A 25,862-nucleotide genomic window follows, 5' to 3' on the forward strand; every position below is an offset into this window, starting at 1 on the left:
CGTCGCCCGTTGCCAATGTCATCTCGACCAGCCCGCCCCGAGTAGACAGGTTCCGCAGCCCCGGCAGTCGCCGTCCCCGTCGACCGTACCGTCGGTACGCAGCGCATACGGGCACGGATCCCCGGTCGGTGTCGCGTACCGGCGCTCCACTTCGGTCTTTCGGGGCTGTTCCTTGACGGTCGTGGTCATACCTCCATTGGTGCACGGGACCCCCGGCTCGGTCGCGTGCCGAAAGTCCCGGGACCTCAGGATGGTCTCCTTGTGGATCGACGGTGACATCATGAGATCGCGAAGCGTGTCGATGCACACGGAGGATCGGTGACCGGACAGGAACCCCTCGACGATGCCGTGGAAGCCGCCGACGAACGGGCCCGTGCCGGGGTGCGGAACTGGATCCGTGACTCCGGTCGCCGGACCCGGGCCGGACTGCGCGCCGCCAGCCCGTACGCCATCCTTGCCTTTCTGACCGCCTCCGTCGTCGCCCCGGTGGCCGGCGCCGGCCTCGGTGCCCCGGACGCCTTCGCCGCCGCCCTCGACCAGGTCGGCGGGCTGGGCAGCAACTACCTCGCCGACACCCTCGCCGACACCGCCCGCCGGCTGCGCGATCAGGAACCCCCAGCGGGCGGCTGGTCCGAGGCCCGGTGGCGGGACGCGATCGCCGCCGACCTGCTGCCCCGGCTCGCCGCCGCGGACGACCGGGGCCGGGCCCTGCACGAGGAGATCTCCCGGGTGCTGCGCGAGGTCGGCGCGGTGGCGGTGGCGATCGCCGAGGCCGCGGTCACCGACGACGACCTGCGCCGGGCGCTCGAGGGCGCGTTCCAGGAACTGGGCCTCGGCGTCGCCGAGCTGGGCTGGATGGTCACCGACGTCCGGCAGAGTGTGGACGGGCTGCGGCAGGACTTCGCCCGGCAGACCATCGAACTGAACCGGCGCCTCGACGAGGTGCGCCGGCATCTGGTCGACGTCACCCGCGAACAGTTGCCGGTCGGTGACGAGGTGCCCGCCGAGGTGCCGGGCGGTGCCGTTCCACCGTACCCGGGCCTGGTCAGCTTCCAACCGGAGGACGCGCCTCGCTTCCGTGGCCGGGAACCGCAGATCGCCCAGTTGCTCAGCCGGGTCGCCGAACAGGCGCTGGGTGGCCCGCCGCTGGTGGTCACCGGGGTCTCCGGCGCCGGTAAGTCGTCGCTGCTGCGGGCCGGACTGCTGCCGGCCATCGCCGGAGGCGCGCTGGGCGAGGAGGCCACCGCCTGGTCGTGGGTGCTGGCCGACCCGGGGGTGCGCCCACTCGCCGACCTGGTCACCCGGCTGCACCACCTGGACGGCTCGGGGACCGCCGAGGAGAACACCCGGTTGCTGCGCGAGATTCGGCACAGCCCGCGCCGTCTCGGTGAACTGGCCGCGAAGGCGGCCACCGCCGGGCACCGCCCGATCATCGTGATCGACCAGTTCGAGGAACTGTTCACCCAGTGCCCCGACCCGGCTGAACGACTGGCCTACGTGACCGCGCTGACCAGCGCCGCCCCGGCGATCGTGGTGATCGCGGTCCGCTCCGACTTCTACCCGTCGTGTGTCGCGCTGCCGCCGCTGGCCAAGGTGCTCGCCGCCGGTCACGTCGTGCTCGGCCCGCTGGACGCCGCAGCGATCCGGCGCGCCGTCGTCGAACCCGCCGAGCACGTCGGGCTCACCGTCGAACCCGGCCTGCCCGGCCTGCTGCTGCGCGACCTGGGGGTCGACGACCGGGGCGGGTACGAGCCGGGCGCGCTCCCGCTGCTCGCCCACGCCCTGCGCGCCACCTGGGACCGGCGCGAGGGGATCCGGCTCACTGTCAAGGCGTACCAGGACACCGGTGGCATCCGGCACGCCATCGCCGGCACCGCCGAGAAGATCTACCTCGACCAGAGCCCGGAGGACCGCGACCGGTTGCGGGACGCCCTGCTCGCCCTGGTCACCGTCACCGGGGACGGCACCGCCGTGCGCCGTCGCGGTGAGCGGGCCGCCAGCGACTCCCGGGTGCTCCGGCGGCTGGTCCGGGCCCGCCTCGTCACGGTCGGTGCGGACACCGTGGAGATCAGCCACGAGGCGCTGCTGACGAGTTGGCCCCGGCTGGCCGGCTGGGTCGCCGAAGCCCGTGAGGACCTGCTGCTGCGCGAGTCGGTCACCGAGGCCGCCCGCGACTGGGACCGCTCCGGCCGCGACCCCGACCTGCTGCCCCGCGGTTCCCGCCTGATCGCCGCCCGCGAACGGATCCACAGCGGTGACGGGGTGCCGCCGGTGGTGGGGGAGTACCTCGCCGCGGGCGGTGCCGCCGCCGCCCGGGAACAACTCGACCGCGATCGTGGCACCCGCCGCCTGCGCCGGCTGGCCGCCGGTCTCGGCGTCACACTGCTGCTCACCGCCGGTGCGGGCCTGGTCGCGCTGGACCGGCAGCGGACGGCCGAGGCAGTCGGCCGCGACGCCACATCCCGGCAGTACGCGGCGGAGACCCTCGCGCTGCTCGACCAGGACGAACCGGCCGCCGTCCGGAAAGCTCTGGACGCCTGGCACGAGAAACCGACCGCGGAGGCGCGCGGCGCCCTGCTCTCCACCCAGATGGTGCGGTTCGCCGGCCGGCTGGGCACCGTCCCGGGCGGCAACTCGGCAGCGGTCAGCCCGGACGGGACACGCATCGCGATCGGCGACAACATCGGCCTGATCCGGCTCTGGGACGCGGCCACCCTGACCGAGATCACGCCGCCGCTGGCCTACACCGGTTCGGACGCCGATCTGATCTGGGTCAACTCAGTGGAGTTCTCCCCGGACGGCCGTTATCTGGCCAGCGGCGCACTCATGGCGGAGGGCGTGAAGATCTGGGACGCGTCCACCGGCAGGCTGATCCACACCCTTCCGGCGTTCGGCGCCGTCACGTGGCTACCCGGCACCAGCACCGTCGTGGCCACCAGCACAAAAACCGCCGGAGGTCAGACGGCGCTCGGGTTCTGGGACGCGGCCAGCGGCCGGTCGGTCCGCACGCTACCGGTGGGGAAGGGGAGCGGGGCCTCGCTGTCGATCAGCCCGGACGGCACCCATCTCGCCGAGGTCGGCAACGATCCCAGCGTCGAGATCTGGCGGCTGCGCGACGGCAAACTGCTGGCCTCCCTGCCTGGCCCGAACTATCTCGCGTTCGCCCCGGATGGCTCGCTCATCACCAACGAGCCGATCCCCGGCAACCGGACCCGGCTGCGGCAGTGGGACGCGGCGAGCGGCCGCAAACTGCGGGACATCTCGCCGGAGTGGGCCGCTACGGGGTCCAGGACGACATTCACTGTCACCGGCGACGGCATGATCATCGGCAGTGGCTTGGAGGGCCGGGTCAACCTGTGGTCGCTCACCGGGGACATCACCGGTGAACTGCGGACCGGGCCCATCAGTTACGGGGCGTCAGCGGCGTCGGCGTCCGGCCAGTTGGCCGTGGTCACCGCCCCGAACAGCCCGACCCTGGTGTACCGGCGGGTGGTGAACACCTTCAACACCGATGGCGAGGTCTACGACGCGCACTTCTCCCCGGACGGTCGCCGGATGGCCGCAGGCGGCTCGGACGGCACCGTCCGGATCTGGGACGCCGCCACCCGCGAACGGGTCCGGTCGTTCCGCCCGGCCGGCACGGTGACCGACCTGGCCTGGACGTCGGGTGGCCTGCTCGGCGTCGTCACGCTGGCCGAGACCCTGGAACTCTGGGACGAACAGGGGAAACGGCAGGCCTCGGTGAAACTGCCGTCGTGCCCGAAGGACATGACGGTCTCCCCGCGCGGTGACCTGATGTATGTGTCCACCTCCGAATGTATCGACGATGATCTCCTGAAGCCCGCCGGCGACATCGTCGTGTACGACGTGGGCGGCCGGCGGATGCGCAACAAGATCACGCTCGGCGCCGACAGCAGCTACGCGATAGCCGTCTCCCCGGACGGCGGCACCCTGTACGCGGCGATCACCAGGACCAGCGTCGAACCTGGGATAGCCGGGTTGTCGGCGGAACTGCGGTCCTGGCACACCGGAGACTTGACCGAGATGGGCGCGGCTAGGCCGCTGGGCGGCTACCAGCCCCTGGACCTCGCCATCGCGCCGGACGGCCGGTCAATGGCGGTTACCGGAAGTAACCGGTTCGTCGACATCCGCAGTGCCGACGGCGTCGAGTCGCTGTGGCAAACCCGGAAACAGGGTGACCAGATCGACCGGATCGCCTGGTCACCCGACGGTCGGACGCTGGCAGTCGGCGACCATGGCGGCCCGATCCGGCTCTGGGACACCGCGAGCCATCGGAACACCGCGGTGCTGAACGGCCACGGGGCGGCGCCGATCGCACTCGAGTTCTCCCCCGACGGGCGGTTGCTGATCAGCGGCGGGGTCGATTCGCAGGTGTACGTCTGGCCACTGGACCCGGCGGTGGCGGTGCGCACCCTGTGCGGAATCGCCGAGCCGCTCAGCCGCAACGACGGCCTCCCGGTCTCCCCCGCCTGTTCGTGAGCTGTTCCGGGCGTGTTCCCCCGAACCGGCCCGAATGCTAGGTTAGCCTTACCTAACCTGAGGTCGCGGTGCGATCTCTCCTGAACAGGCCCGGTGCGCCGGCACTCCTCGGTCTCGGCGTACCGGGCTGTCCTTTCCGGACTCTCAGCACTCGAACCGGATCCGCCTTCCCGGCGTACCCTCCGGCAAGGACCCGTCGAGAGACGGTTGTCGATCAGCTGGGCGGATGCCGTGGGACAACTGGCCGGACTGCTGGAGCCGCGGGAATCGTCAACGGGCCGTTGTACCGCACGGCGGGAACCCTGGTGCCCAACCTGCGGATCGCTCGCCGCGCGGACGGAGGACTGTCGACCGAGGTGCTCGCCGGTGACAGCGAGGTGGAACCGGTCGGCCAGTTGGCGGCGAACATCAGGCTGCACATGGAGCACTGGGAAGGCGACGCGGCGACCGAGTTCTCCGGGTACTTCTCCAAGCTCGGCACCGCCGCGATTCTGCAACAGTCGACGGCGCTCAACCTCGCCGATCTCAGGTGCCACGGTTCAGGACGTGATCCAGTCGATGTCCGTTGCCCTGTATGCCTTGCAGGCACGTGTCGACGAGCAGGAGGAACTGTTGGTCGGTGCGCTGACCGAGCTGTCCGACGCGATGGATTCCCGGCGACGCCTACTGGTCGTCGAACCGCTGGGGAGCTACAGCGGCTTGGCCGGTGTGGATCTCCCCGAGATCAGGGAGCAGTTCTACAACCGCTGATCAGGGGTCAGATCTGGCGGTTTCGGCCGGCCAAAGCTCCGGCCAGCATCTGGGGGAGCATCAGGGCGACCATGAAGCCCAGCGGCAGGCGCCAGCCGCCGGACCAGTCGTGCAGGGCGCCGACCAGGATCGGGCCGGGGATGGCGATCAGGTAGCCGACGCTCTGGGCGAACGCGGACAGCCGGACCACCGTCGCGGGCGAGCGGCCGCGCAACGTGATCATCGTCAGGGCCAGGGGGAAGGCGGCGTTCACCACGCCGAGCAGGATCGCCCACAGCCACGGGGCGGCTGCCGGGGACGCCCACAGGCCGGCCCAGCCGGCGATGCCGAAGGCGCCCAGGGCCAGGGCTATGCCGCTCTGCGAACGGAGCCGGCCGGCGTATGCCGACAGCAGGAACGACAGGGGCACGCCCAGCAGGGAGGTGACCGCGAACAGGACGCCGGCCAGGGATGCGGACAGTCCGGCGTCGCGGTAGATCTCCGGCAGCCATCCGATGATCACGTAGGCCGACGTGGACTGCATGCCGAAGTAGACGGCCAGAGCCCAGGCGACGGGGTGGCGACTCACCCGTACCGGCGCGGGGGTGGTGGTCTGGGCGGCCGCGGACCGGTTGTCGCGGGCCAGCAGCAACCACGGCGGAAGGGCGAGGACCGCCGCGAGGGACCAGCAGACCAGGCCCAGCCGCCAGTCGTCGCCGAAGGCGCCGGTGATCGGCACCGTGGCGGCGGCGGCCGTGGTGGCGCCGATGTTGAGGGCCACCGAGTAGAGGCCGGTGACGGCGCCGACCCGGTCCGGGAAACGGTCCTTGACGATCGACGGCAGCAGCACGTTGACCAGGGCGATGCCGGCCATCGCGACGGCGCTGAAGAGCAGGAACAGAAGCGAGCCGCCGGAGTACGGACGGACCAGCAGACCCGTGGTGAGCAGCGACAGGCCGCCGAGGATCACCCGAGGGGCGCCGAATCGGGCGGCGAGGCGGGGCGCGGTCAGGCCGATGACGGCGAAACACACCACCGGCACCGACGTGAGCAGCCCGGCCACGGTGGCGCTCATGCCGAGCCCGGTGCGGATCTCGGTCAGCACCGGGCCGATGCTGGTGACCGCGAGCCGTAGATTGACGGCGGCCAGCAGCAGCGCCGTCAAGGCGAACAGGCTGCCTGTTCGCGTCTTCTCCCCGATCACCATGGACCCCATCGTATTGGGTGATCGGGGTTACACTCCTTACAGGCTCGTCACGCGGCTTCCTGCTCGCGTTCGACCTGCTCGTTCCACTCCCGCTTGCCGGCCTGCCAGCCGTCCTCGTTGAGGCCGCGGCGCCAGTAACCCGAGATGGACAGCTGGTCCATGGTCAGGCCGCGCTCCAGCCGCAGGTGACCGCGCAGCTCGCGAACGAAGCCCGCCTCGCCGTGCACGAACGCCTCCACCCGCCCGGCCGGGAACTCCAGTTCCTTCACGGCGGCGACCAGCAGCTCGCCGACCGGTCGTGCCCCGCGGTGCAGCCAGACGATCTCGGCGTCGCCGGTCGTCTCGATCTTCTGCTCCTCGTCGGGCCCGGACACCTCGATGAACGCGCGGGCCGGAACGCCGTCAGGCAGCCGCTCCAGGGACGCCGCGATCGCCGGGATGGCGCTCTCGTCGCCGGCGAGCAGGTGCCAACCGGCGTCGGCGGACGGCAGGTAGGCGCCGCCCGGCCCCATGAAGCGGAACGGGTCACCGGGACGGGCCCGGCCGGCCCACGGGCCCGCAACGCCCTCGTCGCCGTGGACGACGAAGTCGACCCACATCTCGCCGATCTCCGGCAGCCATTTACGGATCGTGTAGGTCCGCACGACCGGCCACGTCTCCCGGGGCATCGTTTCGCGGATCACACTCATGTCGAAGGGGGCCGGATAGTCGGCGTCGCCCTGCGGGAAGAGCACCTTGATGTAATGGTCGGAGAACTGCCCGGCCTCGATCCGAGTCAGAGCGTCACCACCGATGACCACACGCACCATGTGGGGGGTGAGCTGCTCCACCCGGGTGACCACACCCTCGTGGGCCGGTCGCGCGGGTCTGTTCGCCATAACTGCACCTCACTGCCGGTGGAAAAGACTCAGACAGGTAAGGCTACCCTTATTCCCGGCGATCTACCGTCTCGCCGCTGGATTCTTGAAAGTCTGACACGATCAAGATCGCCGGAGCTTCGTTTTCCTGAATACTCTCCGTATTCGACCCTTCCGGGCCATGATTCATGCACCGGCGGCTCCCCATCTCCAGATACTGATACGGGAAACAGGCGGGACCCGATGGGTCCCGCCTGTTCACCTACGCGCTATTCAGCGCCAGTTGTTCCGGGGGCGGGCCCGCATGAAGGCCGCGATCACGAGACCGACCAGGACCAGCACCGCGCCGCCGCCGATCCAGACCAGGTTGCTGCTGATCAGGTTGAACGAGCTGCTCTGGGTCGCCGGCGGCTCGGCCAGGTTGTCCGAGGTGCTCTCCGCGTCGGGAGCGCCGTTGCCGGGGTCGTCGGCCAGGGCCGGGCCGTCGGTGTCGGTCGCCTCGGGCTCCGGCTCGTCGATCTCCGCAGCGGTGGTCGCCTTCTTGGTGCTCTTCGGCGTCGCCGTGGTGGTGTTCTCGGACTCCGTCTCGGTGGACTCCGATTCGGTGGTCTTCGTGGTGGTCGCCTTGGCCGTCGGGGAGGGGCTCGGCTTGGTGCCCGAGGACGTGGCGTCCTCGTCCTCGTCGTTGTCCTCGGTGTCCCGGGAGATGGTGGCCTTCGGCGTGGCGGTGAACGTGGTCACGTCCGTCTTCGGTGTGAGGGTCACGACCGGCGCGGACGGCGTCACCTCACCGGTGTTGGGGTTGTTGCCCCCGTTGTTCCCACCGCCGTTGTTGCCGCCGTTGTTGTTCCCACCGCCGTTGTTGCCCCCGCCGTTGTTGTTCCCACCGCCGTTGTTGCCCCCGCCGCCGTTGTTCCCGCCGCCGTTGTTGCCGCCGCCGTTGTTGTTACCGGCGGCGCGGGCGGTGACCCGGACGGAGTCGAGGGCGGGCGTCTGGTTGGCGCGCTCCATCATCGGGATGCGGTGCGAACCGTCACCGGCCCACGACGAGCACTGGAAGGTGCCCTCCTGGGGCAGGCCGGGCACCTGGATCACGACGGTGTCGGGCTCGGAACCACCCTTGCTGTCCTCGGTGGCGACGAAGAACGCCGGCACCGGCTCCGGCGCGGGCGCCTGGTTCTGGCTGTCCAGGATCCGGCAGGCGGTGTGGAAGTGGCCACGGACCAGGCCGTTCTGCAGAACGCTGCTCTCCACGTAGTAACCGCCCTGGCCGGCCGCGAGGAAACGGTCCCGGATCAGGTTGCGGGTGCTGATGCGGAGCTGGAACGCCGCACCGACGACGACGTTGCGTGGGGCTTCGGTGATCAGCAGGGTGGGGTTGTTGGCGGCCGCGCCGACCTCGCCGAACTCGGTGGACACGCAGCGCTCGCCGCGCTGGAAGCCGTCGTGCGGCGCCAGATCGCTGTCGATGCAGGTGTCGGTGAGGATGGTCAGGTTGTTGCCGACCACCTTGCCGGCGCCGCTCTCGGTGGCGGCCTTGGTGGAGACACCTGGAGTCTCGGCGGCGGAGGCGAACTGGGTGAAGCCGATGACTCCGCCGATGGCGGTGAGCACCGCGCCGGCGGCCAACAGCCGGGTACGTGTCTGACCCGAGCTTCGCATGACGGAACCTTCTTCTTCCGATTTCCCGGACGGCGGCCGCCCCGATGGGTTCAAGCACGGGCAGCCGACGCCCAGACGTTAGGAGGAAGCCTTACAGAAAGCAATTCCGGAACTTGAATTAGGAAGTTCTTACAGCCCACTTAAAAAAGATTTATGGGAGTGGGCTCGAACTCCGGACATCAGCCGAACGGATGATGTCGAGGGTTCACCGGATCTGGGAGGAAAGTCCCTGAGCAGGGAGGTTATCTGATGAACCTGTGAACGGACGGTCGCCCTACGCTATCCACAATCCGCGCGCCGCATAGACGTCCCGGAGTATCTCGATACGGTCCGTCATGATGCCGTCGACTCCCATGTCGATTAGCCGTTCGATTTCGGCGGGATCGTCGACGGTCCAGATGTGAACGGCCAATCCGAGCCGGTGCAGGTAGGCCAGAAATCGCGCAGTGAGCACGGTGACGGGTCCGTGCCGGACCGGGATCTGGGCGGCGACCGCCGACGGGGGCAGTCGCAGCGGCAGTCCGGCGATCGCGGCCGCCCACAGCCGGGCGACCGCGCGCTGGCCGAGGGAAGTGGCGATCCGGGGGCCGCCGAGCGCCCGGACCCGGGCGAGCCGGGCGTCGTTGAACGAGCCGAGCAGCACCCGGTCCCCGGCACCGGTACGCCGCACCGCTTCGAGTGCCGGCGTGACCACCGCGTCGGCCTTGACCTCGATGTTGAACCGGGTCGACGGCCAGGCGTCGAGCACCTCGTCGAGGCGGGGCAGCAGCGACTCCCCAGCGATCCGCACGGTGGACAGATCGGCCCAGGTCAGGTCGGCGACCCGGGCGTCGAGACCGGTCATCCGTTGCAGGCCGGGGTCGTGGATGACGACCGGTACGCCGTCGGCGCTGGCGTGCACGTCGGTCTCGATGTGCCGGTAGCCCATCGCGACGGCCCGTCCGAAGGCGGCGGCGGTGTTCTCGTCGCCGTCGGCGGCCCCGCCGCGATGGGCGAAGGCGAGTGGGGCGGGCGCGTCGAGGAACGGGTGCGGCACAGGGGCAGTATGCCGGGCTTTGTTCCACGTGTGTAAAAGACCTGTCGGCCCATTGACCACGGCCTCGCGCCTGATGATCCTAGGTGCCACGGCCGGGGGCTGAGCACGGAAGGCAGGGCACGAAACTGAACACCATCGAGGACGACGTGACGGTTCGCCGGCCGCTGCGTTCCCGGGCGCTCAAGAACCGTCTGGTGACCCGGCGTTTCGGAGTCCGCAGCCGGGCCCGGCTGCGATTCACCCCCCGGTGGCCCTGCCGGCGATGGCCGTCGGGCAAAGGCTGATCGGATGACCGGTCCCGCGGTGGTGATCATCGGTGCCGGGATCGTCGGGTGCGCGCTGGCCGACGAACTGACCGCACGGGGCTGGACCGACGTCACCGTGCTGGACCAGGGACCGCTCTTCACCGCCGGTGGTTCCACCTCGCACACTCCGGGCCTGGTGTTCCGGATCGACGCCTCACGGACGATGACCCGGCTGGCCCGGTACACCGCGGAGAAGTACGCCCGGCTCGGCTGTTTCGAGGCGGTCGGCAGTCTCGAGGTGGCGGCCACGCCGGAGCGGCTGGCCGAGTTGCACCGCCGGTTCGGGTTCGGCCGGTCGTGGGGTGTCGCGTCCACTGTCGTCGACCCCGCCGCCTGTGTGGCGCTCTTCCCGTTGCTGGACGGCGCTGCCGTACTCGGCGGGTTGCATGTCCCGGACGACGGTCTGATCCCGGCCGTCCGGGCCGCCGAGATCCAGGCCGCGCGGGCCGCGAACGCCGGCGCGCGGTTTATCGGGAATAGGCGAGTCGACAATGTCTTATCGAATAATGGCCGGGTGACCGGTGTCCGGACCGCGGACGGCGAGACCTTCCCGGCCGCGGTGGTGATCGAGTGCACCGGGTTCTGGTCCACCGGGCGGCCGCTGATCCCGATGGTCCAGCAGTACGTCCGGACCACCCCGGCCGGTGCCGCCGACAGCCTGCCGATCCTGCGCCATCCCGACCGGGACCTGTACTTCCGGGCGCACGGCGACCGGATCGGTATCGGCTCCTACCGTCTCGTTCCGGGTCCGGACGACCTCGACGATCTGCCCGGTGACGGGCGCCCGGCGATGCTGCCGTTCACCCGGGACGGTTTCCGGTCGTCGTGGACGGCGGCCACCGAGCTGATCCCGGCACTGCGCGGGACCGCCATCGACGACGCCTTCAACGGTGTGCTCGCGATGACCGCGGACGGTTTTCCGCTACTGGGCGAGGTCGAGCCGCGCGGGCTGTGGACCGCGGCGGCGGTGTCGGTGGCGCATTCGGCCGGTGCGGCCAAGGCCCTCGCCGAGTGGATCATCGACGGGGCGCCCGGCATCGACCTGCGCGAACTCGACGCCGACCGGTTCGGGGCGGCTCAGCGCGTACCGGCGTACGTCAAAAGGAATGTGATCGCCGCGAGCGCGATCGCCCATCCGCACGCCCCGCCCGCGCTGCGCGATCTGCGGATCGGCGCCTTCCACTCCCGGCAGGTCGAGCTGGGCGCGGTCTTCGGCGCGGCCGGCGGCTGGGAGCGGCCGCTCTGGTACACGTCGAATCCGCCCCCGGACGACGCCCCGCCCCGCGACGAGTGGTCGTCGCGGCACGGCTCGCCGATCGCCGGGACCGAGGCGCGGCTGACCCGGCGCAAGGTCGCACTCTTCGACCTGACCGCGGCCGACCGGGCGGAGTTGCTCGGCCCGATGCCCGGCCCGCCGGTGGGGCAGCTGATCCGGTCCGGTGGGATGACCCTCGCGCGGGTCGCCGAACATCGAACCCTGATGGTGGGCGGCGCTCTCCCGCGACAGCTCCCGCCGGGAGTCACGGTGCGTGACATCACCGGCGGCACGTGTGGTCTCGGCGTGTGGGGGCCGGTGGCCCGCGAGCTGGTCACCCCGTTGACCGGCCCGGTCGCCGTGGACGTCTGGGAGGGCGTGCTGGGCCTGGTCCCGGTCACCATGCTGCGGATTCCGCTGCTCGGCGAGCCGGGCTGGGAGATCTACACCGAGGCCGGGTACGGGGCGCGGCTCTGGGACACGCTCTGGGCGGCGGGCCGTGAGCTGGGCCTGGTGGTGGCCGGTCAGCTGGCGCTGGACTCGTTGCGGCTGGAGGCGGGCCGGCGGGCCGACCCGCCGGCCGGGGACCGGTCCGATCCCGACCGGTGTCTGGTCTGCCTGGTGGTGACGGAGAGTGGGGACGTCCCGGTCGGGGGCGAGGCGGTGTACGCCGGCGGGTTCGCGGTGGGCCATGTGACCGAGGCGGCGTACGGGTGGACCGTGGGCGCCCCGATCGCCTACGCGTGGTTGCCGGCCGCGTTGTCCAGCCCCGGGACACAGGTGGAGATCGGCTATTTCGATCGGATGCTGACCGCCACGGTGTCCGCGGAGCCGCTGTTCCGACCGGAAAACGAAGGCACCCGGATAACCCGGTAAATCGGGATTTTCCAGCGGATAGTGGCCCGGTTGTGCCTACGATCTACGGCGTCCCGCGTCGAAGCGCCATCCGTCCGGGGTAAATCGCACGACTCCGTCACGCGGCTCTGCGGACTGTCCTAGCTTAGGCCAGGTCTAAGTCGGGCAAATCCGTCGAATTGGAGTTTATCGTGCGCTCTACTCGTGCGCCCAGGACCGCCCGGGGCGGTCTCTTGGCCTCCGCACTGCTCGCGATAGTGGCCGCGGTGAACACCGGAGGGTCGCCCGCGGCCATCGCTGATCCCGACGAGTACAAACCGCCCCTGGCCCTGAACGGCACCGCCTCCCTGATGTGGCGGGCCGGCGACGACGAGCGGGTCATCCGGCTGACCGACGGCGGCTACAAGCAGACCGGCTCGGCCTGGAGCACCCTGCGGGTGACCCTGGAGCGCTCCTTCGAGTCGACGTTCACCGCCCACATCCGCAACGGCAAAGCCGGCGCCGACGGCATCGCCTTCCTGATCCAGGGCGAAGGCCCCCGCGCACTCGGCGGTTGGGGCGGCGGCCTCGGCTACCGCGGCATCGGCCGGAGCGTGGCGGTCGAGTTCGACACCTACCAGAACTCGTCCGACCCCAGCAGCAACCATCTCGCGGTCGTGTTCGGCGGCCACCCGGACAAACACGCCGCGCAGGCCCCGTCGCCGGTGCCGCTCTACGGCAAACCGTTCCGGGCGCGGGTCAAGTACGACGCCGGCCGCGAGCGCCTGACCGTGCACGTCCGCTCCACCACCGAGGGCGCCCCCGAAAAGCTCGTGCTGAACCAGAAGGTCGACCTGGCCGACCGGATCGGCACCGACATCGCCTGGGTCGGGTTCACCGGCGCCACCGGCGAACTGACCGCGCGCCAGGACATCTACCAGTGGTCGGTCGGCTCGCCGAAGGACTGAGCGCCACCGCCCTTTTCCCGTACGCCGGCCCTGAATCCGGGCCGGTGCTCTGCCCGATCGGAGACAGATATGCCCACGGTCGACCGTGTGCTGCCCGAGGAGACCGACGCCGTGATCACCTCCCTGCGCGTCGCCGACATCCCGGTCCCGGCGGCCCCGCCGGGCAACGACGGCGTGATCGAGCCCCGGATCAGCGTCATCGTCCCGGCGCTCAACGAAGCCCGGAACCTTCCGCACGTCTTCGCCCGGCTCCCCGAGGTCGACGAGGTCGTCCTGGTGGACGGTGGGTCCACCGACGACACCGTGGCGGTGGCCCGCCGCCTGCGGCCCGACATCCGGGTCGTCCGGCAGAACCGCCGTGGCAAGGGCAACGCCCTGGCCTGTGGATTCGCGGAGTCGACAGGCGACATCATCGTCATGATCGACGCCGACGGGTCGACCGATCCGATGGAGATCCCGGCCTTCGTCAAGGCGCTGCGCGACGGCGCCGACTTCGCCAAGGGCTCCCGCTTCCAGGGCAACGGTGGCAGCGCCGACATCACCCGGCTGCGCCGGGCCGGCAACAAGTGCCTCAGCCTGCTGGTGAACGTCCTGTTCCGGACCCGGTACAGCGACCTCTGCTACGGCTACAACGCGTTCTGGGCGCACTGCCTCGACGTGTTCGACCTGGACAGCACCTCACCGGCGCCGGACAACACCGACGGCCGGCTGTGGGGCGACGGTTTCGAGATCGAGACCCTGCTCAACCTGCGCGCCGCCCGCGCCGAACTGAAGATCACCGAAGTGGCCAGCTTCGAGCACAACCGGATCCACGGGGTCAGCAACCTGAACGCCTTCACCGACGGGATGCGCGTGCTCCGGACGATCGCCCGCGAGTGGAATCCGCGCCGGTCGCGGACCACCCGGACCGCCCAGCGAGCCGCCCGATGAGAATCGGTGTCGTCTCGAACGCCTACCACCCCGACATCGGCGGGGTGGAGACCCACGTGAAGCGGCTGTGCGCCGGCCTGACCGCGGCCGGCGACGACGTCGAGGTGATCACCCAGCACGCCGTCCGGTCCGTGGAGACCGTCGACGGCGTCCTGGTCCGCCGTTTCCCGCTCACCGTCCCGGCCGGCAACTACCGGCTCTCGGTCCCGCTCTGGCGCTGGCTGCGCGCCCACGCCGCCGAGTACGACGTCCTGCACGCCCACAGCTACCACGCCCTCGCCGCGCTCTGCGCCGCCCTGGGCAACCGGGCCCCGCTGGTGTTCACCCCGCACTATCACGGCACCGGGCACAGCCGGTTCCGGGCCGCGCTGCACCCGCTCTACCGGCCGCTCGGCCGGACCGTGATGACCCGGGCCTCGGCCGTCGTCTGCGTCACCTCGGCCGAGCGGGATCTGGTGCTGCGCGACTTCCCGGCGGTCGGCACCCGGGCCGTGGTGATCCCGAACGGCACCGACCCGCGCCCGCCGGCCCGGCGCGGCGCCCCCGGCAAGGCCCGCCGCATCCTCTGCGTCGGGCGGCTGGAGCAGTACAAACGGGTCGACCGGGTGATCCGGGCGATGACCCGGCTCGGCCCGGAGTACCGCCTCGACGTGGTCGGCACCGGCCCCGCCGCGGACCGGCTGCGCCAGCTCGCCGCCGGTCTCGGGCTGGCCGGCCGGGTGGTCTTCCACGGGCGTCTCGACGACGCCGCCTTCGACGCCTGCGTCGGGCAGGCGGCGGCCGCGGTGTCCGCCTCCGCCCACGAGGCCTTCGGCATGTCCGTCGCCGACGCCCTCGCCGCCGGGCTGCCCACCGTCGCCACCCCGATCCCGGCTCACCGCGAAGTGGCCGGGCTGGCCGGGGACAGCGCGTGGCTGCGGTTCGCCGACCCGGAGGACGAGGCCGTGCTGGCCGCCGCGCTCCAGGACGCGGCCGCCGCCGGCCGGACCCGGCCGGCGATCCTGCCCACCTGGGCGGACGTGGTCACCGCGACCCGCAACGTCTACGCCGCGGTGGCCTGCCGGACGGCACCGGTGGGGGCCGTCAGCCGATGATTGCCGCCACGGCCAGTCCCACGATCGGCCGGCGTGGTGGTCGGGAGACCGGGCCGGACAACTCGGCCCGGCTCGCTGCCGCCGCCGCGGTCAGCCTCACGATCGCCGGTGCGGCCGGTGCCGTCGCCCTGGTCACCGCGTACCAGCGGGCCGAATGGGGGCAGGACGGCGCGTTCACCTGGTTCTGGGCGGGCATGCTGATCTTCAGTCTGCCCGCCGCCTGGTGGGCGGTACGGCGCGGTTCGAGCGCCCGGCTGCGCCTCGCCGTCCTGATCGGTTACGCCTGCTTCACCTTCCTCCCGAAACTGCTGCGCAACCCGGCCGGGCCGCTCTACCACGACGAGTACGCCCACTGGGGCCAGGCCCACGACATCCTCCTGGACGGCGTGCTCTTCCAGCAGAACCCGATCGTCCGGGTGATCGGCGACTATCCGGGCCTGCACGCCACCGTCGCCTCGCTGGCCACACTCACCGGTCTGACCGTCTGGCACACCGCTCTGTTCGTCCTGATCGTGGCGCACGTCCTGGTCACGCTCGGGGTAGCGGTGCTGGCCGCCCAGCTCTGGCCGGACGCCCGGATCGCCGCCGCGGCCGCCATCGTCTACAGCCTGAACAGCTCCTACCTCTACTTCGACACCCAGCTCGGTTACGAGTCGCTGGCCATCGGGGTGCTGGTGTGGGCGCTGGCGTGCGCGATGCGCGCGATCCGGGCCGGTACACCCGGCGCCCGGCTCGGCTGGTCGGCGCTGACGGTGCTGCTCACCGTGGCGATCACCGCCACCCACCATCTGACCGCGATCTGGCTGACCGGCATGCTCTGCCTGATCGCCCTGTCCAGTTCGTTCTTCCGGGTTCCGGCCCGGACGGCCTGGACGCTCACCGCGATCTCCGGGGCCTCGGTCGGGTTGTGGATGGCGTCGGTGTCGCCGCGGACCGGGCGATATCTGGAGCCCTACCTGGGCCGGGCCCTCGACCAGTTCGGCGGGATGGCCGGCTCCGGCTCCGGCGGGCGCACCCTGTTCAGCCAGTCGGTCGCCCCGTGGTGGGAGCAGTACGCCGCCTACGCGGCTCCCGGCTGCGCCGCGCTGGCCACGGCCGGTGCGGCGGTGCTCTGGTGGCAGCGCCGGCACACCGCCGAGCCGGTCACCAAGGCCGCCTCGGCCGCGATGCTGCTGCTCGGCGCGCTCTACTTCCCGGCCACCCTGCTGATCCTGACCCCGTCCGGGGCCGAGGGCGCCCGCCGGTCCTGGGCGTTCAGCTACCTCGGCATCGCTCTGGCGGCCGCCCCGTTGATCATCGCACTCCTGGACCGCTCGCACCGCCGGATCAGTGTTTCCGGCGCGTTACTGCTCGCCGGATGCGGCCTGGTCATGATCGGCAACACCGCGGCCGGGATGAATCCGTCGTACCGGTTCCCCGGCCCGCCGGTCTTCGGCTCGGACACCCGCGCCTCCACTCCCGAGGTGCTGGCCGCCGCCGAGTGGCTGCGCGAGACCCACGGGCGCGGCGCCCGGCTGGTCGCCGACCGCTACTCCGGACTGATCTTCGGGTCGTACGGCGAACAGGAACCGACCACCGGTTCGGAGAGCTTCCCGGCCTACCAGCTCTACATCGCCCGCCCCGGCAGCCCGATGCCGGAGAGCCTGATGCGGCAACTGCGGGACTGGCGTTTCGAGTATCTGGTGGTCGATCGCCGGATGGCCGAACAGGTCCCCGAGATCAAGATCTATTTCGAGAACAACGAGCCGATCCCGCACGACGGCCGGCCCGGATTCACCCGAGCCCAACTGACCAAGTTCGACACCATGCCCTGGCTGATCAAGGTCTACGACGGCCCGCACATCGCGATCTACCGCTTCGACTTCGACCGCGCCGGGCAGCCGATCCGCACGGGGGCCCGATGATCCGATCACTGCTCACGGCGTACGCCGCTCTCATCGCTCTGCTCCTCGCCGTCGGCCGGCCCTGGCTGGCGGCCCCACTCTGCCTGATCGCCCTGCTGTCGATCGGCGCACTCTGGCTCCGCGCCCTCCCCGGACTCCCCGCCGAGACGGCCGTCCCCGCCGTCCGTGGCGGTCTGGCCGCGATCGCCGGCCTGGTCACCGTCCCCCTGGTGGCACTCGTGCTGCACGCCTTCGGCGCTCCGGTCCGCCCGGGCCCGCTGATCATCGGCTGCGCGGTCCTGGTCACCGTGCTCGGCACCGTGGCGCTGCTGCGTCCCCGCCCCTCCGGCGAAGACCCTTCACCATCACCTGCGGGGTACGCCCGGAGCACAGCGGCCGTGGCCGTCCCGGTGATCCTGGCGGTTGCCGTCGGCGGCGTGGCCGTGCACGGCTACCGGACCGGGCCCAGCCCCGCCGAACCGGGCTATCTGAGCATCGCCCTCAACGGCTGGGCCGCCGCCATCGACCGCCCGGTGACCGTTCCGGCCCGCGGCCTGGCCGTCCCGATCCGGGTGGCCAGCGCCGGCCTCGACGAGATCACCGGCCTCCTGCAACTGCGCATCGGCGGCCAGGTGGTGGACCGCGAACCGATGACTCTGGCCGCCGACACCATCCGCTTCCTGACCGTCCACGTGCCCGCCCCGCCCGCGGACGGCCACCTCCGCGCGGTGGACATCAGCATCGGCGGCACCAGCACCGGCTTCTACGCCCGGTCCCCGGCCGTCCCGCACCCGTCCCCGCAGCCCCAGCCGGTGGCGCCGGAACGCCCGGACCCCGGGTTCCGCGGACCGGCACCCGGCTCCTGGCCGACTCCCCGCGACGGGCGGAGCACCCGGAACGCACCGCTGGCGAAACCGCCCGCCGAGATCCGGGCCACCAGCACCGGGCCGGCCGTCAAGGTCGGCCGCCCACCGGTGGCCGACGGCTCCACCCGCACCCGGAGCACCGGGGCACCGGCCACCGGCGCCGCCGATCCGCCGGACGAACCCGGCGAACGACCGTCCGGCACCGGGCCCACCGGCTCCACGGACAGCGGCGGCAAACCGATCCGGCCGAAACCGATCCCGCCGCCGGTCGACACGTTCGTCGACGGCGAACTGCCGGTCCCGGACTCGCTCGGCTGGCTGGTCGCCTCGGTCGGCGGCCACATGATCGGCCCGGTCCCCGACCGGGAGACCCACCGGTCGTGGCACGACCGGAAGTCCGGCAAGTGCCGCAACGCAGAGGAGCCGGTCGAATGTTGATCGGTGCCGTCCGGCGGCTCGCCGGGGACTCGCTGGCCCGCAACAGCCTGCTGATCATGGCGACCACGGTCGGCAACGGCGGCCTCGGATACCTCTACTGGATGGTGGCGGCCCGGACCGTCCCGCCCGACCGGATCGGGCTCGCGACCGCGGTGATCTCCGCGGCCACCGCGGTCAGCATGCTCGCCAACCTGGGCACCGGGCACATGTTCATCCAGCGCCTGCCCGGTGCGGACGCCGCCACCTGGACGCGGATCGTCACCTCCGGCCTGACCCTGAGTTCGGCGGCGACTGCGGTGGCGGCGATCGCGGCGGCCCTGGCGGTACCGGTCTTCTCCGGCAACTTCGCCTTCCTGAGCGGGCCCGGCGGCACACCCGCGCTGATCGCCGCCGCGATCGCGGTGACCCTGACGACGCTGTTGGACAACCTCTGGGTGGCCCACCGGTCCGGCCACGGCATGCTGATCCGGAACCTGACCATCGCGACCGGCAAGATCCTCACCCTGGTGGCGGTCCTGGACGCCGGTCTGCAGGGTGCCGTCGCGATCCTCGTCTCCTACGTCCTGCCGACCCTGCTGATCAGTCTGTTCACGATCGCCGTCGCGGTTCGCCGGCTCCGCCCACCGGCCACCACGCCGGGTGGGCAGCAGGGGTTCTGGGCCGGGCTGCGTACCGAGGCGCCGCATCTGCGGACCGCGCTCACCGGGCACCATCTGATCAACCTGACCCAGGCCGGCCCGGCCGCGCTCCTGCCGGTGCTGGTCACCGCCCACCTGGGTTCGGAGTCGAACGCCCACTTCTACCTGGCGTGGATGACCGCGTCGATGCTGTTCATGGTCTCCCCGGCGGTGGCCTCGGCCCTCTACGCCGAACGCGCCAACGCGGTGACGGTCCCGGTCTCGCGGGCGGCCCTGGTGGTCGCGGCGGTCGTCGGGCTGCCCACCGTCGTGTTGTTGCTGGCCGGTGACCGGATCCTCGGGCTGTTCAGCCCGGACTACGCCGCCGAGGGTGGCCTGCTGCTGCGGATCCTGGTGCTGGCCGCCCTCCCCGACGCGGTGGTCAACCTGGCCGTCGCGCACTGGCGGTCGGCCGGGGAGTTCCGGCGCTGCCGTCGCCTCAACCTGGTCCGGGCGATCACCTGTCTGTCGCTGGCCTGGCTGCTGCTGCCCGGCTCCGGCGTGACCGGCGCCGGGATCGCCTGGCTGACCGGCCAGCTCGCGGCCGCCGTCCTGGTGGTGGCGACCACCGTGCTCCGGGCCGGCGCGGGTGCCGGCGGTGCCCCGGCCGGTCGACGTGCCGCTGGTGCCCCGCTCGGTGGACGTATCGGCGGGTCGCCGGGCCGCGCTGGGCCTCCGCCGGGTCCGGGGTGTGCAAATAGTGATCAACGGGTCGATGAGCGGCGGCGAACCGCCGGCGAGGCACCCACCGGGAGCAACCGATGAAGATCCTGCATCTGTCCAACCTCTACGCGCCGGTCATCGGAGGCCTGGAACGCAGCATCGCCACCAGCGGCGCGGAGATGGTGCGCCGCGGGCACGAGATCACCGTGCTGACCCTGGCGACACCGGCGGCGCCGCACCGGGAGACGATCGACGGAATCCGGGTGATCCGGGTTCGCAGCGTCGCGAACACCCTGCTCCCGGGCATGAACAGGGACCCGCGCAAACCGTTCCACCCGACCACGGCCGACCCGCTGACCACCGCGGCGATCGCCCGGGTGCTGCGCGACGGCGACTACGACCTGGTGCACAGCCACGACTGGCTGATGTACAGCTACCTGCCCCTGCACGGCACCCCACTGGGCCGGCCGCACGTGCACACCGCCCACGACTTCGGGCTGACGTGTGTGCGCAAGACGTTCGCCCGGGACGGCCGCCGCTGCGACGGCCCGAGCCTGGGCCGCTGCGTACCCTGCGCCGCCGGCCAGTACGGCACCCCGAAGTCGGCCCTGCTCACCGCGGGACTGCTCGCGCACCGGCACCGGGGCATCGACTGCCTGACCGCGATCTCGCACTCGGTGGCGTCGGCGCTGAACCTGGCCCGGCTCCCCGGCGAACTGCCGGTCCAGGTGATCTCCAGCCTGGTCCCGGACGGCCTGGACGAACTGGCCCGGACCACACCCCGCCCGGACTGGCTGCCGGACCGGCCCTACCTGCTGTTCGTCGGCCAACTCGGCCCGCACAAAGGCATCGACGTGCTGTTCGACGCGTACGAGAAGCTGTGCGCGGACTGGTCCGGCCCGGACGAACCGCCGCGACTGGTCTGCCTCGGCACCCGCCGGGAGGACACCCCGCCGATCCCGGACGGAGTGCTGCTGCGCACCGACGTACCGCATCCGCAGGTGATGTCGGCCTGGCGGCACGCCGCTGCCGGAGTGGTCCCGTCACTGCTGGAAGGCATGGGCCAGGTGGCCGTCGAAGCGATGCTGGCCGGCACGCCGCTGATCGCCTCGGCCTCCGGCGGCCTGCTCGACGTGGTCGGCGACGACAGCAACGGCCTGCTCGTGCCACCCGGCGACGCCGGCGCCCTGCACCTCGCGCTGCGGCGGGTGCTCACCGAACCGGACCTGGCCGCCGCACTGCGCGCCAACGGCCACCGGCGGGGCCTCGAATTCACCGCGGCCCGCGTCGTACCCCAGATCGAGGAGGTCTACCGTGCCTGCATCGCCGCCACCCGCTGACCCGCGTCCCCGGATCCTCGTCGTCGGCTCCGGATGGCATTTCCTCTCCGGGATCAGCTACTACACCTGCCGGCTCAGCAACGCGCTGCGCGACCGTTACGACGTCGGTGCGATCCTGATGCGACGGCTGCTGCCGGCCCGGCTCTATCCCGGCCGGGAGCGGGTCGGTCACCGCCTGGCGGATCTTCACTACGACGCGGGCGTACGGGTTTTCGACGGCATCGACTGGTGGGCCGTCCCCAGCCTGGCCCGCGCCGTCCGGTTCCTGCGCGAGTTCCGCCCCGACGTGCTGGTGCTGCAGTGGTGGACCGGGGCGGTGCTGCACTCGTACCTGATCCTGGTCCTGGCCGCCCGGCGGCTCGGAATCCGGGTGATCGTCGAGTTCCACGAGGTTCAGGACACCGGGGAGGCCCGGCACCGGTGGGCGGCACGATACGTGCGCAGTTGCATCCGGCCGCTGCTGAACCGCACCGACGGGGTGATCGTGCACTCGCGGTTCGACCGGGCGGCGCTCGACGAGGCGTACGACCTGGGTGATGTTCCGGTCGAAGTGGCCCTGCACGGGCCGTTCGATCATCACCGGCCGTCGGCGTCCTCGCTGGTGGCCGCCGCCGACGGCACGTGCCGCCTGCTGTTCTTCGGGACGATCCGGCCGTACAAAGGACTGGAAGATCTGATCGGCGCCTTCGCCGACCTCGGCCCGCAGTACCACCTCACCGTGGTCGGGGAGACCTGGGAAGGCTGGACCGGGCCCGGCGAGATGATCGGCTACTCGCCGGTGCGGGACCGGATCACCTTCGTCAACCGGTACGTCTCGGACACCGAGGTCGACGAGTTCTTCGCCGAGGCGGACGTGGTGGTGCTGCCGTACCGCCGCAGTTCGGCCAGCGGACCGCTGCACATCGCGATGAGCCACGGCCTGCCGGTGGTGGTGACCGCGGTCGGCGGCCTCGTCGAAGCCGCCGAACACTACAGCGGCACCGTCTTCGTGCCCGCCGGCGAACCGGCCGAACTGCGTGAAGGCATCGTGCGTGCCGCCGGACTGTCCGGCCGCCGGCACGCCGACCCCTCCTCCTGGGAACGCACGGTCGACGCGTACGCCCGCCTGCTGGCTCGTCTCGGTCATCCCTCGATGGGAGACACCACCACGTCGTCGAACCAGACCGAACCCTTGTTGTCGCCCGACTTCAGGTGAAGCTGGACGCCGGTCGCCCCCGCCGGGGCGACCGCGTCGACGGTCAGCCGGGTCCAGTCGCTGGTGCCTTTGGCCACCTGCTTCGAACTGTTCTGACCCAGCCATCTGCCGTTGATGTCGAACCAGCTCAGCGCCATCTCGTTGGAACCGGTCACCTGCGCCCCGAGCGCCCACACCTCGGCGTGCCACTTCTGCCCGGCCGTCACCGGGGCGATCGGCGCGGTCCGGATCGACGGCAGGTTCGAGCCGTCCCGCACGGTGCCCGCGAACCGCGCCGAATACTCGCCGGTCCGGGCCGCGTCCCCGGCCCGCGTCGCCACCCCGTCGTCGGTCAGGTACGGCCGCCACGGCGAACTCGCCGGGCCCGCCTCGAAACCGAGATCGAGCAGGTCGTTCGTCAGATCCGCGCCGGCCCACGCGGACCGGACCACGGCCGCCGCGAACTTCGGCGTCCCGTCCGCCCGGTACAGCCCGAACTTGTACTGCGCCGGCACCTTCGACACCTGCGAATTCGACGGGATCGCCCCGTCCGCGAAGTCGTACAGCGTCCACGGCGCCACCGAACCCACCCCGGCCATCGCCGCGGCCTTGAACACCCGGGCCAGGTACGCGCCCTGCTCACCCTCACTGCCGGCGGCGGCCGTGCTCAGTCCCGTCTCGCCGATCACGATCGGGTCCGGGGCCACCGCCTCCTGCGCCCGGCGGATCTCGGCCAGCGCCCGCTCCGAGTTCCCGTAGAAGTGGAAGTCGTAGTAGTCCAGCGGAGTGTCCACCAGCGACGCCTTGATCCGGCCCAGCCCGGCCGCACCACTCTGCCCGTCGACCGACAGCGTCAGCGGCATCTGCGGAACAGCCGCGCGGACCGCCGGGATCAGCTGGCGCACCCAGTCCACGGCCGCCTGATCGTTCGCCACGAACTCGTTCTTCAACTCCACCGACAACACCCGGCGGTCGTCGGCGTACGGCGCCAGCACCGCCTTGGCCCAGGCCGCGCTGCCGGCCGCGTCGGAGTAGGCGGCCCACCAGTCGAACAGGGTCAGCTTGACGGTCAGGTTGTTGGCGTCGGCGATGCTGATGAACTTGCGCAGCCGCTCGGCGTAGTCCGCCTTCGGCTTGGGATAGCCGAACGCCTGCGGGAAGACGATCACCCGCACGTTGTCGGCACCCAGCGCCGCGGCCCGGGCCATGTCCTCGTCGACGCGGGCGGCGTCGAAGCCGGTCCACATCGCCGACCAGCCCGCGTTCGTCGGGTAGTAGTTGATGGTCTTGGCCGTCGTCACCGCGGCGAGCCGGGCACCCATGAGCGTCTCCGGGGCGACCGTCGGCAGCGGAGCCGGCTGTGTCTCCGGCTGAACGGTCTCCGGCGCGGCCGGGTCGGTGGTGGCCGGTGTCTCCACGCCCGCCGGGGTGGATGTCGCCGCGGCCGTCGATTGGAACGCGGGTACTGCGACGGCGAGGAGGAGCGATGAAGCCAGGATCGCCGCACTGGTGCGAGCAGTACTCACGTAGGTCAGCCCTTCACTTTCTGGTCAGGTGGTGACCCCTCCATTCGGTTGACCGGCTTCCGCCGTCAGTGTCGATTCGATGCAGTGCGGTTGCTTCCCGGGAGCGGCCCGCCGGGGCCCCTCAACTACGAGCCCCGGCATCCGCTCCCCTGTTCCTCAGCCCGGGTAGTGCCGAGGGGTGAAGACGGCCGTGGTGCCGTCGCCCCTGGTCACCGCGCGGGTCTGCGACGAGCCGACGATCAGCAGGCAGCGCATGTCGACGGTGGCCGGGTCCAGCGCGGCGAGAGTGGTGATCCGCACCGTCTCGGTCGGCCCGCCGACGTCCCGGCCGACAACCACCGGGGTACCCGGCCCGCGGTGGGCCCGCAACACCTCCAAAGCACGGACCAGCTGCTCCCGTCGGCTCTTCGACGCCGGGTTGTAGAGGGCGATCACCAGGTCGGCCATCGCGGCGGCTTCCAGCCGGGACTCGATGACCGACCACGGCTTGAGCCGGTCCGACAGCGACAGGACGCAGAAGTCGTGCCCGAGCGGCGCCCCGGCCCGGCTCGCCACCGCCTGCGCCGCGGTCAGTCCCGGGATGATCCGGATCGGCACGTCCCGCCACTGCGGATCCTCGGCGACTTCCAGGACCGCCGCCGCCATCGCGAAGACCCCCGGATCGCCCGACGAGACGACCGCCACCCGGCGCCCTCGTTTCGCCAGATCCAGCGCGAACGCGGCCCGCTCCGCCTCGACCCGGTTGTCCGACGAATGCCGCTGCTGCCGCGGGTTCGGCGGAACCCGGTCCACATAGGGCCCGTAACCCACCAGGTCGTCAGCGTCGGCCAGCGCCTCCTGCGCCTCCGGGGTCAGCCAGTGCCGAGCACCCGGCCCGAGCCCGACGACGGTCACCCCACCGGAACCGGCCCGTGCTTCACCGGCCCCGATCCTCGCCGCGTTCGCGTCTTCCAGACTGACCAGCCCGCCGCCACCCACCGTGCCGGTGAGACCGTCCACCCCGGCAGCGGCGAAGCGCGTGTCCACACCGGCCTCCGAGAAGTTCCGGGCCGAGGTCGTCCCGTTCCCGTTCCCGGCCCTGTTCCCGTCTCCGTCTCCGTCTCCGGAGAACGTGGCCGCGGCTGGGCTCGGCAGCAGTGCCAGCGAGAAATACGGCACCGTGGCCGGATCGACGTCCCGCAGCGGCAGCGACCGTTCCTGACCGGTCGTGGCCCGCTCCACATACCAGGCGTCATCCAGACGCCCGGCCTGCTCCAAAGCCTCCCGAACCCCCGAGAAGGTGCGGCCCAGCTTCATCACGGCGGCCGAGTCGGTACCGGCCAGACGAGCGGCCAGATCCTGCGGGTCCAGAGTGCCCGGCAGGACGGTGAGAACCTCGTCGCGCTCCATCAACGGACGCCCGATGACGGCCGAGGCGGCGCTCACCGACGTGACCCCCGGGACGACGGTGGCCTCATAACGCCCGGCCAGCCGCTTGTGCATGTGCATATAGGAGCCGTAGAAGAACGGATCCCCCTCGGCCAGCACCACCACGTCCCGCCCGGCGTCCAGGTGCGCCGCCAGCCGAGCCGCCGACTCCGCGTAGAACTCGTCGATCGCGCCCTGATAGCCACCCGGATGATCGGTCGTCCCGGTGGTCACCGGGTAGATCAGGGCCTCCTCGATCTGGCCCTCACGAAGGTATCCGGCCGCGATGGCCCGCGCGTTGCTGCGCCCGTGCCGAGCCGCGTGATACGCGATCACGTCAGCCGCGCCGATCAGCCGCGCGGCCTTGACCGTCACCAGCTCCGGGTCGCCAGGACCCAGCCCGACCCCGAAGAGACGCCCGGCCTTCTGTGTTTCCGTCATTCTCTTCCACTCTGCTTCGTTCCGGCTCGATGCCGCGTTCCGGGGCTCAACGCCGCGTTCAGGGACCCGC

At 71.4% G+C, this 25,862-nt stretch carries 18 protein-coding genes; 11 read left to right on the forward strand and 7 right to left on the reverse strand.

What is annotated here, in order from left to right:
- Positions 1–18 precede the first annotated feature (18 nt).
- Complete coding sequence (locus BLU81_RS51145; protein ID WP_231953759.1) at positions 19–189, reverse strand: hypothetical protein; 171 nt, start codon at positions 187–189, stop codon at positions 19–21.
- A gap of 129 nt (positions 190–318) precedes the next feature.
- Between BLU81_RS51145 and BLU81_RS41435 the strand changes: the two genes are divergently transcribed.
- A complete protein-coding gene (locus BLU81_RS41435; RefSeq protein WP_092554363.1) occupies positions 319–4,500 on the forward strand; it encodes an AAA family ATPase in 4,182 nt (1,393 codons plus the stop codon).
- A gap of 558 nt (positions 4,501–5,058) precedes the next feature.
- Positions 5,059–5,250, forward strand: coding sequence for a hypothetical protein (locus BLU81_RS41440; protein ID WP_157752000.1), 192 nt, complete (start codon positions 5,059–5,061; stop codon positions 5,248–5,250).
- Between the two features lie 7 nt (positions 5,251–5,257).
- Here the strand turns inward: BLU81_RS41440 and BLU81_RS41445 are convergent, their stop codons facing one another.
- The 4 genes from BLU81_RS41445 to BLU81_RS41460 all read right to left on the reverse strand — a co-directional run bounded on the left by BLU81_RS41445 (position 5,258) and on the right by BLU81_RS41460 (position 9,991).
- Positions 5,258–6,436, reverse strand: a complete 1,179-nt coding sequence (locus BLU81_RS41445) for a CynX/NimT family MFS transporter (RefSeq protein WP_092554369.1) — start codon at positions 6,434–6,436, stop codon at positions 5,258–5,260.
- Positions 6,437–6,483: 47 nt separating this feature from the next.
- A complete protein-coding gene (locus BLU81_RS41450) occupies positions 6,484–7,314 on the reverse strand; it encodes a siderophore-interacting protein (RefSeq protein WP_092554372.1) in 831 nt (276 codons plus the stop codon).
- A gap of 252 nt (positions 7,315–7,566) precedes the next feature.
- Positions 7,567–8,955, reverse strand: a complete 1,389-nt coding sequence (locus BLU81_RS52175; protein ID WP_092554375.1) for a hypothetical protein — start codon at positions 8,953–8,955, stop codon at positions 7,567–7,569.
- Positions 8,956–9,229: 274 nt separating this feature from the next.
- Entirely contained in the window at positions 9,230–9,991 is a 762-nt protein-coding gene (locus BLU81_RS41460) for a glycerophosphodiester phosphodiesterase (RefSeq protein ID WP_092554377.1), read from the reverse strand.
- 288 nt (positions 9,992–10,279) lie between these two features.
- Here BLU81_RS41460 and BLU81_RS41470 point away from each other — a divergent pair, with 288 nt between their 5' ends.
- From BLU81_RS41470 to BLU81_RS41510, 9 genes are all read left to right on the forward strand, one after another.
- Positions 10,280–12,427, forward strand: coding sequence for an FAD-dependent oxidoreductase (locus BLU81_RS41470; protein WP_092554383.1), 2,148 nt, complete (start codon positions 10,280–10,282; stop codon positions 12,425–12,427).
- Positions 12,428–12,672: 245 nt separating this feature from the next.
- Positions 12,673–13,353 carry an L-type lectin-domain containing protein gene (locus tag BLU81_RS41475; RefSeq protein ID WP_231953760.1) on the forward strand — a complete coding sequence of 227 codons (681 nt, stop codon included), beginning with the start codon at positions 12,673–12,675 and terminating at the stop codon, positions 13,351–13,353.
- 69 nt (positions 13,354–13,422) lie between these two features.
- Positions 13,423–14,283 (forward strand): glycosyltransferase family 2 protein, encoded by an 861-nt coding sequence (locus tag BLU81_RS41480; protein WP_092554389.1) that lies wholly within the window; start codon positions 13,423–13,425, stop codon positions 14,281–14,283.
- Positions 14,280–15,377, forward strand: coding sequence for a glycosyltransferase family 4 protein (locus tag BLU81_RS41485; protein WP_092558379.1), 1,098 nt, complete (start codon positions 14,280–14,282; stop codon positions 15,375–15,377). The genes BLU81_RS41480 and BLU81_RS41485 overlap by 4 nt, the downstream gene beginning before the upstream one ends.
- Positions 15,374–17,281, forward strand: a complete 1,908-nt coding sequence (locus BLU81_RS41490; RefSeq protein ID WP_231953761.1) for a hypothetical protein — start codon at positions 15,374–15,376, stop codon at positions 17,279–17,281. The genes BLU81_RS41485 and BLU81_RS41490 overlap by 4 nt, the downstream gene beginning before the upstream one ends.
- Positions 17,278–18,564, forward strand: coding sequence for a hypothetical protein (locus BLU81_RS41495; RefSeq protein ID WP_092554392.1), 1,287 nt, complete (start codon positions 17,278–17,280; stop codon positions 18,562–18,564). Before BLU81_RS41490 ends, BLU81_RS41495 begins: the two co-directional genes overlap by 4 nt.
- Complete coding sequence (locus BLU81_RS41500) at positions 18,558–20,006, forward strand: lipopolysaccharide biosynthesis protein (protein ID WP_157752001.1); 1,449 nt, start codon at positions 18,558–18,560, stop codon at positions 20,004–20,006. Before BLU81_RS41495 ends, BLU81_RS41500 begins: the two co-directional genes overlap by 7 nt.
- The gene (locus BLU81_RS41505; protein WP_092554395.1) at positions 20,003–21,244 is read left to right on the forward strand and encodes a glycosyltransferase family 4 protein; all 1,242 of its coding nucleotides are present in this window, start codon (positions 20,003–20,005) and stop codon (positions 21,242–21,244) included. The genes BLU81_RS41500 and BLU81_RS41505 overlap by 4 nt, the downstream gene beginning before the upstream one ends.
- Positions 21,219–22,439, forward strand: coding sequence for a glycosyltransferase (locus BLU81_RS41510; RefSeq protein ID WP_092554398.1), 1,221 nt, complete (start codon positions 21,219–21,221; stop codon positions 22,437–22,439). Before BLU81_RS41505 ends, BLU81_RS41510 begins: the two co-directional genes overlap by 26 nt.
- Here BLU81_RS41510 and BLU81_RS41515 read toward each other — a convergent pair.
- A complete protein-coding gene (locus BLU81_RS41515; RefSeq protein ID WP_092554401.1) occupies positions 22,367–23,944 on the reverse strand; it encodes a cellulase family glycosylhydrolase in 1,578 nt (525 codons plus the stop codon). The genes BLU81_RS41510 and BLU81_RS41515 overlap by 73 nt on opposite strands.
- Before the next feature lie 156 nt (positions 23,945–24,100).
- Positions 24,101–25,792, reverse strand: a complete 1,692-nt coding sequence (locus tag BLU81_RS41520; RefSeq protein ID WP_092554404.1) for a precorrin-2 C(20)-methyltransferase — start codon at positions 25,790–25,792, stop codon at positions 24,101–24,103.
- Between the last annotated feature and the right edge of the window lie 70 nt (positions 25,793–25,862).

The organism is Actinoplanes derwentensis (genome assembly GCF_900104725.1).
Lineage (GTDB): Bacteria > Actinomycetota > Actinomycetes > Mycobacteriales > Micromonosporaceae > Actinoplanes > Actinoplanes derwentensis.